The organism is Citrobacter sp. Cpo012 (assembly GCF_030333015.1).
Classification (GTDB): Bacteria; Pseudomonadota; Gammaproteobacteria; order Enterobacterales; family Enterobacteriaceae; genus Citrobacter; species Citrobacter portucalensis.
This window is the reverse complement of the sequence record NZ_JAOWGR010000037.1, coordinates 389,717-399,225: the sequence shown is the minus strand read 5'-3', so window position 1 is coordinate 399,225 and position 9,509 is coordinate 389,717. Positions and strand designations below refer to the sequence as shown.

11 protein-coding genes are annotated in these 9,509 nt (G+C 49.6%); 4 read left to right on the top strand and 7 right to left on the bottom strand.

Annotated elements, in window-relative coordinates:
• Nucleotides 1-20: 20 nt before the first annotated feature.
• Both OGX90_RS11845 and OGX90_RS11840 read left to right on the top strand, forming a co-directional pair.
• Nucleotides 21-398, top strand: coding sequence for a hypothetical protein (locus OGX90_RS11845; protein WP_153753089.1), 378 nt, complete (start codon nt 21-23; stop codon nt 396-398).
• 52 nt (nt 399-450) lie between these two features.
• On the top strand, nt 451-1,287 hold the full coding sequence (locus OGX90_RS11840; RefSeq protein ID WP_136391870.1) for a DMT family transporter: 837 nt from the start codon (nt 451-453) through the stop codon (nt 1,285-1,287).
• 9 nt (nt 1,288-1,296) lie between these two features.
• Here OGX90_RS11840 and OGX90_RS11835 read toward each other — a convergent pair whose 3' ends face one another.
• Nucleotides 1,297-1,818: a GNAT family N-acetyltransferase gene (locus tag OGX90_RS11835; RefSeq protein ID WP_079934021.1), complete on the bottom strand. Its 522-nt coding sequence runs from the start codon at nt 1,816-1,818 to the stop codon at nt 1,297-1,299.
• Nucleotides 1,819-1,928: 110 nt separating this feature from the next.
• Between OGX90_RS11835 and tam the strand changes: the two genes are divergently transcribed.
• Both tam and OGX90_RS11825 read left to right on the top strand, forming a co-directional pair.
• A complete protein-coding gene (gene tam / locus OGX90_RS11830; protein WP_032943429.1) occupies nt 1,929-2,687 on the top strand; it encodes a trans-aconitate 2-methyltransferase in 759 nt (252 codons plus the stop codon).
• Between the two features lie 131 nt (nt 2,688-2,818).
• Nucleotides 2,819-3,196 (top strand): GFA family protein, encoded by a 378-nt coding sequence (locus OGX90_RS11825; RefSeq protein WP_003832953.1) that lies wholly within the window; start codon nt 2,819-2,821, stop codon nt 3,194-3,196.
• On the opposite strand, the gene OGX90_RS11820 is transcribed toward OGX90_RS11825, so the two are convergent.
• The 6 genes from OGX90_RS11820 to OGX90_RS11795 all read right to left on the bottom strand — a co-directional run bounded on the left by OGX90_RS11820 (nt 3,193) and on the right by OGX90_RS11795 (nt 9,414).
• Nucleotides 3,193-4,107 (bottom strand): bestrophin family protein, encoded by a 915-nt coding sequence (locus OGX90_RS11820; protein WP_048235395.1) that lies wholly within the window; start codon nt 4,105-4,107, stop codon nt 3,193-3,195. The two genes, OGX90_RS11825 and OGX90_RS11820, sit on opposite strands and share 4 nt — an antisense overlap.
• 215 nt (nt 4,108-4,322) lie before the next feature.
• Nucleotides 4,323-5,774 carry a tagaturonate reductase gene (locus OGX90_RS11815; protein WP_008784755.1) on the bottom strand — a complete coding sequence of 484 codons (1,452 nt, stop codon included), beginning with the start codon at nt 5,772-5,774 and terminating at the stop codon, nt 4,323-4,325.
• Between the two features lie 106 nt (nt 5,775-5,880).
• Nucleotides 5,881-6,408, bottom strand: a complete 528-nt coding sequence (locus OGX90_RS11810) for a GNAT family N-acetyltransferase (RefSeq protein WP_286623900.1) — start codon at nt 6,406-6,408, stop codon at nt 5,881-5,883.
• Nucleotides 6,409-6,488: 80 nt separating this feature from the next.
• Nucleotides 6,489-6,848 carry a DUF4186 domain-containing protein gene (locus tag OGX90_RS11805; protein ID WP_008784753.1) on the bottom strand — a complete coding sequence of 120 codons (360 nt, stop codon included), beginning with the start codon at nt 6,846-6,848 and terminating at the stop codon, nt 6,489-6,491.
• Nucleotides 6,848-7,774 (bottom strand): glutaminase B, encoded by a 927-nt coding sequence (gene glsB, locus OGX90_RS11800; protein ID WP_003832944.1) that lies wholly within the window; start codon nt 7,772-7,774, stop codon nt 6,848-6,850. Before glsB ends, OGX90_RS11805 begins: the two co-directional genes overlap by 1 nt.
• A gap of 62 nt (nt 7,775-7,836) precedes the next feature.
• On the bottom strand, nt 7,837-9,414 hold the full coding sequence (locus OGX90_RS11795; protein WP_286623897.1) for a methyl-accepting chemotaxis protein: 1,578 nt from the start codon (nt 9,412-9,414) through the stop codon (nt 7,837-7,839).
• Between the last annotated feature and the right edge of the window lie 95 nt (nt 9,415-9,509).

Below are 9,509 nucleotides of genomic sequence, written 5' to 3'. Positions count from 1 at the left end.
TCAGTTTAAGGCATCAGTCCATGTTCCTGAAAGACGATAACATCTTCTTACGTATCATATTGTTACTACTTTCTACCTCTACGCTGTCGAGCTGCACATTAACCCGTGTTTCCGACAGCACACATGCCAAAGAGGTCGATGAGCTGAATGTTATTGGTCTGAGCCTGGAGGCAGCAAGGCAAAGAGCAACTGAAAAAGGTTTTGTGTGCAGCGAATACGGAAACGTGAACACGGTTGTAACCGAACAGGGTGAGCATCGATGGCTACAAACTGAATGCAGCAAGAAAAGTGCAGAGCTGTTCTGCCCGCAAATGCGTTTTGTCGTTCTTAATGTCGATCCCAACACGAATAGAGTCGTTGATGTTGGCAATTATGTTAATCAACACACCTGTTTTTAAAGACAACACCTGCATCTTGCGCTAATTATCGTATCGACTAAAGGACGTTATCTTGCTCATCAGAATCATCATCGCAATGGTCGCATTTGCCGGCAACTCCGTACTTTGCCGACTCGCATTGAAGGGGATGCATGCTGATGCTATTTCATTCAGCAGCCTCCGGTTGATAAGTGGCGCAATTGCCCTTTTTTTATTTATTGCGATAACATCTGACAGCAGAAAATTTGAATTCAAGTGGTTAAATGCCCTGCTACTTTGCATCTATGTTTTTTCATTCTCCATTGCCTATGTTTCTCTCAGCACCGGCGCTGGTGCCCTGCTGCTCTTTGGTACCGTTCAGCTCGTCATGACAGTATGGGGGATAGCTCAGGGAGAAAAGCTCGTAATTTTAAAAATAACAGGAATACTCGGAGCATTGGCTGGAATAGCCATATTGCTGCTTCCTGGTGCAGAACGCCCTTCCTTGTATGCTGCAATAATGATGGTTATTGCTGGGTTAGCCTGGGCGTTCTACAGTATCACAGGGAAAAAAATCACGGATGCTGCTGCCTCTACCGGGGGGAATTTCATCCTGGCAATCCCGGTCGCATTGATTATCCCTCTGTTCTTCCGCTCTCATCTTCATATTGATATATATGGATTAGTTCTGGGCGTGCTTTCTGGTGCAATTACATCGGGAGGTGCATATCTGCTCTGGTATTCATTGCTCCCCTTACTCAGGTCCACAACGGCCAGTACTATTCAACTCAGCGTACCTTGTCTGGCCACTCTCGGTGGGATCATATTTTTGGGCGAAACGCTCACCGTCAGAATCCTTCTCGCAAGCGTCATAATTTTGGCTGGAATTGGCTTAGTTATTTTCTCTGATATGAGAAAAGGAGCAAAATAGACTGATTAATTATCGGCAAAGACGATACAGAACATGTTGTGCCAATCGATGATCTGGCGGTAACGCGGGATGCGTAAACTCTTCTGTTTTATTCATACCAAGTCGTATCATCAGATTCTCTGACGGTTTATTCAGCACAGAAGTAAACGAAACGACTTCATTTAGCGCCAGTACGTCAAAAGCAAATGCAAGACTCGCTTGCGCGGCTTCTAACGCCAGACCCTGGTGCCAGTATGCTTTAGCAAGGCGCCAGCCAATTTCGGTACAGGGTGAAAAATGAAACTTATCAGGTTGTGGATGCAACCCCACACAGCCCACAAACTGGTGTGTTTCTTTTAGCTCTACGGCCCAAAATCCCCAGCCGCGTTCTGCAATACCTTCACTAAATCTATCGGCCAGGTTATCGCTTTCAGCTTTCTGTAGCGGCGCGGGGAAATAACGCATCACGTCAGAATCGGCATTGAGTACAGAAAAAGGGGCTCGGTCTTTAGCCTCCCACTGTCGTAATATCAACCTTGATGTTTCCAGCATATTCCTGCCCTTATCATTCATTTTCATATAATCTTCTAAAATAAGTGGCTCATCGGCAAGGTCTTATACCGTCCTTTTCCGACTTTTCCTCTCATACTGGAGATTTATACATGGCCGACTGGAACCCTTCGCTTTATCTGCAATATGCAACTGAACGTTCAAGACCCGCAGCAGAATTACTCAGCCGTGTGGCGTTAGAAAATGTCCGCTCAGTTGTTGATCTTGGTTGTGGTCCGGGAAACAGTACGGCATTGCTGCATCAGCGCTGGCCCACGGCAAAGACAACAGGTGTCGATTCTTCACCTGCTATGCTGAATGAAGCGCGCAACGCATTACCTGACTGCCATTTTATCGAAGCGGATATTAGCCAGTTTCAGCCCGAGCATCCCGTGGATCTGCTTTATGCAAATGCGTCGTTACAGTGGGTGCCCGATCACTATGAATTATTCCCACATTTGGTCTCACAACTGAGTCACAACGGCGTTCTGGCCGTGCAAATGCCGGATAACTGGCTGGAGCCCACGCATGTACTGATGCGCGAAGTGGCTTATGAACAAGATTACCCCGACCGGGGGCGTGCTCCGCTTCCTGGCGTTCACGCCTACTATGATATTTTGACCGAAGCGGGTTGTGATGTGGATATCTGGCGTACAACGTATTATCACATTATGGATTCGCATCAGGCGATTATCGACTGGGTAAGCTCAACGGGACTACGCCCCTGGTTGCAGGATTTGAGCGAAAGCGAGCAGCGTCATTACCTGGCTCGCTACCATGAACTGCTTCAGGATCAATATCCGTTGCAAGAAAACGGCAATATTTTGCTGGCATTTCCGCGGTTGTTTATTGTTGCCAGACGCAATAGTTAAGCGTTTATCATCAGACAGATCACAGGACAGGGCTACCGAGTATGCGCGCCCTCGCCTTTTTATCATAAGGATCTAGTGGCTATGTCAGGCATCTGCTAGTGTCTTGCCACATGTTTCTGACGGGGGTTGTTATGTCTAAAGTCTACATTGGTGGGTGTCTGTGTGGCTCGATCCGCTTCACTGCCAGCAGTCCTAATAATTCCCATACCTGCTCATGTGATATATGCCGGAAACATACGGGTGCCCCGACCGTCGTCTGGATTGAGTTTGATGCAGAAAATGTAGAATGGACGGGAAAAGCCGGAAAACCGACAACCTGGCGCTCATCTGAAACTACCAGCCGGGCTTTTTGCCCTCAGTGCGGTAGTTCCGTGGGCGCCATCGATGACGCTCCGGTCATTGCGCTTTTAGCCGGCGCTTTTGACGATCCTAATGATGAAGATCTGGCGCCGGAGTTTCATTCGTTTTCTGATATGCGGCCAGCATGGTGGGAAACAGAACGAAACTAAGTTAGTTGGTAATGTTTATCCGGCATATGTTTTGCTGGCACATTGGTTTCATCGTTCATTTGCAGTAAATCGATTTCGATTGCATTGCAAATCGCATCCAGCGGCAGATCATTGTTCTCAGTACCAAACGGATCTTCAAGCTCTTCCGCAAGCGCATCAAGCGAGATAAAAGTATAGGAAATCAGCACTGAAATAAACGGCGTCATGTAGTGAAGATCCACCACCAACGCGAATGGCAGCATGATACAAAACAGATAAACAGTGCGATGAAGGATCAAAGTATAAGCAAACGGAACTGGTGTATTCGCGATTCGCTCACAACCTGCCAGTACTGCCGACATATCATTTAATCTGTTGTTTAAACTATGAAATAATATATCGGACAGCTGTCCATCACGTCTGCGTATGGCCAACCACTCCCCCATCAGCAACAAAATGCGGTTTGCTGGCGATTGTGCGGCAAATACCGTCTGCAGATCTTTCTCGCTGAGATATTTCGCCAACGGCTCTGCCTGTGGGTTTCGACGTAATGTCATGCGTAAACAGTGGGCAAATGCGATTTGCAGACGAACAAACTGCCCCAGTTCAGCGTCATCCGGTAAGGTGGTTTTCACCTCGCGAAGTAGCGATCGGGAAGCAATCATCAACTGTCCCCACAGGTGTCTGGCTTCGACATAACGTGAATAGCAGGCGTTATTGCGAAAACCTAAAAAGATAGCAATCGCCACGCCCAGAATACTGAACGGTGCCAGGGTAAATTTGATACCCAACATCGTATACCAGGGCAACATGATGATAACGGCGATGGAGAGCAGGAAGTTCAGCAGCAACCGTGAGAATATTTTAGATAATACGGAACCATGCCAGACGAATATCAGGCGCAGCCAGTGTTGTTGGGGACGAACGATCATGGTTATCTTCGGGAAAATGTGAAATCCGTCACATTAGACGCGATAGCGATCAATGTTGCAAGTTAATCGCAACATTATCCCAACAACTTTTGTTCTGCTTAAAATGAAGCTGCACCTAAGTCACAGACCGGGTTTATGATATAAACCACATAGTATGTTGTAACTAATGTATATCCAGAAAAAACCCGGCCTGAGCCGGGTTGTCGGTAGTCGTCTTAGCACAGTGGCTTAACGGCTTCACGCATACCTTTTGCCAGAATGGTATCCAGATCGGCAGAGACCTGTTCCACCAGTCCAGAAACCTGCGTCAGATCTTGTTCCCAGTGTTCTTTGACACCCAGTACAGATTTGACCAACGCTTCGGTACTTATCTGGCGATCGCGATGCTGGGACCACAGCTGTTGAAAACGTTCTATCCAGTGCGCATCATCCTGAACCGGATAAGACTCACCGTTGCGCTCTCCACGATAAAAAGCAATTAACGCGGCAAGCGCAAACGTCAAACGCGCCGGCAGCTTACCGCTGGCCTGTTGCCCTGCCAGCAGTTGCGGCAATATACGGGTGCGGAATTTGGTCATGCCATTCAGGGCAATCGACAGCAGCTGATGTTTTATATACGGGTTGCAGAATCGACCGGTTACCGCGCTGGCGAAAGAAGCTAACTCATCACGTGGTAAATCCAGTACCGGAATGATCTCTTCATAGATCGCTTTCTCCACGAAAGCACAAATCTCAGCGTCATTCATCGCCTCGCCCACGGTGTCCAACCCTGCCTGCCAGGCAACAGGGACCAGCGCGGTGTGAGCACCGTTGAGAATCGCCACTTTGCGCTCTTTGTACGGTTTGATGTCATCCACGATCAGGACATTCAGCGGATACTTATCCAGACGTAGTTCTGCGGCTAATGACTTCGGCCCCTGAATGACAAACAGATAGAAATGTTCTGCGGTATCGAGGAAAGCATCATGATAGCCCAGTTCAGCTTCGAGCTTAGCTACCTCATCACGCGGATAGCCGGTAACAATACGGTCCACCAGCGTGGAGCAAAATGCATTGGCCTGATCCAGCCACTGAATAAACGCTTCCGGCAGCGCCCATTCCTGAGCGTAGCGCAGAACCAGTTCACGCAGCGCATCACCGTTATAATCAATCAGTTCGCAAGGGATGATAATCCAGCCTTTATCCAATGCGCCGTTAAAATAGCTGAAGCGTTCGAACAGCAGACGCGTCAGTTTAGCCGGATAACTAACCGCTGGCGCGTCGTCAAACTTATCGCCCGCGTGGTAACTGATACCTGCTTCCGTGGTGTTAGAGAACACAAAACGCATATCAGGATTATGCGCCAGCTTCAGGAACTCATCGTATTCGCTATAGACGCTGATTTCACGGTTAACTGAACGAATTAAACGGGCATCACTGACGGCCTCGCCCTTCTCATTCAAACCACGAATGATAGTGGTATAGAGGCCATCCTGCGTACTCAGCGATGGCGGGAAGGAACTTTCGATAGGACGAACAATGACCACACCAGCGTTCAGATCGGTATGCTCGTTGAGCAGATCTACCTGCCAGTCTACAAAGGCGCGCAGGAAGTTTCCTTCACCAAACTGAATAATGCGTTCAGGATACTGAGCACCGGGGAAATCGCGACGATTTAGTGTTTGCACAATGGGTTCCCTTTATGATTAGTCATACAACCTGATTGAATTGGTCTAATAGGTTAGCAAACTTTAATACATTGAAACCCTGTTTTGATCAATCCCCGGCGACAAATTAGAGCGTTTTATAGAAAAGTGTGGTTCCGGTCAGCGTCCCGTCGGGCATTTGGGCATAGTCAGGTATCACCCCTACCTTTTTCCACCCACAATTGTGGTAGAACAACTCCGCACCACTGCCCGTCGCCGTATCAAGCACCAGCACCGTTTTACCTTGTTGACGCGCGCAACTTTCCAGTTCATTCATCAATTCACGGGCCAGGCCACCGCGTCGCGCTGAAGGGTGAACCAGCAGTTTGGCGACATCAGCACGATGAGGTTGATTTTCGGGTTGATCGATAATGAGTTGGACGGTACCGACAAGCACCCCCTGCGCATTCTGCGTACCAAGAACGATCCGTTCACCGCGAGAAACACTTTGCGCGACCTTCATCCAGAAAGGATCTGATTTTTCGCGATTAAAGGGCAGCATAAAACTGATGGAGGCGCCGTCATTGACGCACTGTTCAAGAACATCGCTGAGCTCGTCGATTCTCGACAGAATCTGTGCCGCGCTCAGCACAATGCAGGGTTTGCCGGAAGCCATGGTTTCTCCTTAGATTGACCCCTTCATACTGCTTTTAACAATTACACAACTCAAGGGGGCATATCATAGGATAATGTTATCTATGGCTTGTTCATTTGGAGCACTAACCAGTGGTAAATAACCGTGACAACGTAACGTTGCTGTTCATCGTTTAGCGCTACACCCTGAGGTATATCATGCCATTTCGCCAGACACCCTCGACAGCACGTCGCCGTAGCATGTTGAGCAATAAATACCGGGTGACCACGCATAGGAGTCTGTTTTCCATCATTGGCGGGAAACGCAGGTGCCAGTCGTTTAGCTATAAAATCCGCAGCATGTTGTTCGATAACTGGTGCCCCTTTATCCAGACAATACTGCCTTTCTTTCTGACCAAGACGAAACCGCGAGCGAAACGTTGATTTCGCCAGCCGGGCAAAAAGAGGATCGAGCGTTTTCATCAGTAAACCGAGCGCCCCAGCTGTTGTGTTAATTGCTCCAGCACGGCGATACCGGCCAGTGAGTTTCCCGCCGGATCCAGTTCCGGACTCCAGACAGCAATCGCCATCTCGTGTGGCACGATCGCCACGATGCCGCCACCCACGCCTGATTTCGCCGGAAGCCCGACCCGCCAGGCAAATTCCCCTGCGTTCTGATACATGCCGCTGGTCGCCATCAGCGCATTGATCTGCCGGGCCTGCATCGGAGTGACCACAGGCTCAGCAAGATGAAAGGCATGCCCTTGATTTGCCAAAAAGACAAAAGTCCGCGCCAGTTCCACACAGCTCATTTTCAGCGCGCAGTAGTGAAAATAGTTCTGCAAAACGGTGGGCACGTCATGGTGAAAATTGCCGAAGGATTTCATCAGCCAGGCAATAGCGGCGTTACGCGCCGAGTGCTCAAACTCCGATCGCGCGACCGTCGCATCATAGGCGATATCCGAAACGCCGCTTAATGCCCGCACCACTTCCAGCATCCGTTGACGCGGTGCGCTTAGACGCCCTTGCAGCATATCGCAAACCACCAGCGCCCCGGCATTAATAAAGGGGTTGCGAGGGATACCCTGCTCCATTTCCAGCTGTACCAGGGAGTTAAAAGGATGACCGGAAGGATCTTTGCCGACGCGCTGCCAGATCTCCTCTTCCTGATAGTGACGCATCGCCACGACCAGACTGAGCACCTTTGAAATCGACTGTATAGAAAAACGTTCTTGCGCATCTCCCGCCTGATAGTGCTGTCCATCAACGGTACAGATAGCAATACCCAGTTTTGAACCGTCGACGGAGGCTAATGCCGGAATGTAATCAGCGACTTTACCCTGACCAATCAGCGGACGAACCTGCTGCACAATGGTCTCTAAAATTGAATTGTCCATGGCCCTGGCCACAACATGCTCCTTGCTCGCAGGTATGAAAGGCCTGCGAGTATAACAGAGCTGAATACGCAGCGTCAGGCCGGAAGGCGGAATCTGGCCACGGCCTGCATAAGCTGGTTAGATTCATGGTGAAGCTGTAAGGAAGAATCAGATGCAGCATTCACCAGATCACTGGTTTGTCGGGCTTCGCCGTTCAGGACATGAAGCTGACGGGTTAACTGGTGAATACTGTTCCCCTGATTTAACGTTGCAGTCGAAATGTCGTTCAGTAACGCGCCGAGGTTTTCCACCAGTGCGATAACCTGCTGCAAATTCTTATCCAGTCCGTTAACCGCGTGAAAGCCCTCTTCAATGCCCTGTAACGAGTGTTTAATCAGTGTCTGAATGTTTTGCGTAGACTGACCACTTTTTCGCGCCAGCAGCCCAACTTCTTTCGCAACTACGGCAAACCCGCGCCCTTGCTCCCCGGCATGTGCTGCCTCGATTGCGGCGTTGAGAGCCAGGATATTTGTCTGAAATGCAATGTTGTCGATAAGCGTTGTAATCCCTCGCATTTCAGACGAGCGAGTCACAATCGCCTGCATTGACGCATTTACCGTCGCCATCATTCGGTCTCCACCTGCCGCAATATCACGCGCCTGCACTGCGCGTTGATTCGCCAGTTCAGCAAAGCCACTGTTATCCTCAACATGCGTTTCCAGAACCGAAATATGCGATGTCACAGTGCTCAACTCTTCACTTTGTTTTGCCGACTGCTGGTATAGTTGTTTATTGTTCTGCGCAAGTTCGTTGATATTTCCTACCATTGCGGTGGTGGCATCATTCACCTGCCGCACCAGCGCGCAGAGCCCCTGCTGCATTGCAGCAATACACGAACTTAATTGCGTCACTTCCCGATTAAACTGACTCACCTGCGGGGCTGGCCGAGAAAGATCACCCGCCGCTAAAATATCGATATGATCGATCAGCCGTCGCAGCGGCATAATCACCCAACGGAACATACTACGCCAGACCAGAAAGGCGATAACCACCAGCACCAGAGGAATAAACAAAAATAGATTCTGTAAACGCTCAAGACTGGTCAACAACTGCTGACGCCCAGCTTCCGCATGTCGCCCACTGTCCTGCTGAAAGCGCGCGTAATTACCGTTAAAGTCTGTCTGAAAGGCCTGCACGGGTACGGCAAAAAACGCATCAATGGAACCTGACTGCGTCAGCCCATCCGCCTGCTCCTGAATACCGCTATAAAAACGCTGATAGCTCTCAGTTAGATCCGGATCCGACTGCGGCTTCATATCCCGCCAGGCATCCCATGCACTTTTTGACTGCGCCAGCGCCCGATACGCCTCTTCCATTAACGGACGCCAACTCCCGTCCGAACCGGTGGCGGCATCCTGCATAAAATAAATTCCCGCACGGTTAAGTAAATCGCTGGCAGATAATAACGCCACCCGCGCTTCATCGACCTTTGCCTGCTGCAAAAGCGCGAGTTGATTACGCCCTTCATTATGCTGTGCGTCGCTGACTGAGGCCGAGAGCATCAAGGAGGACACGACCTGCAAAACAGAGAACAGCGCAATAATGCAAAAAATGCCGGTTAACAGACCGAACTGACGGGGTATTAGACGATGGAAAATTTGCGTTATGTTCATATTACTCTTCTGTATCAAAGCGTTAGCTGCGAGTGTACGGAGAGTAAATGACAGAAAAATTGCAGAAATAAGACAGGTGCCCCCAGCGGAGGCAC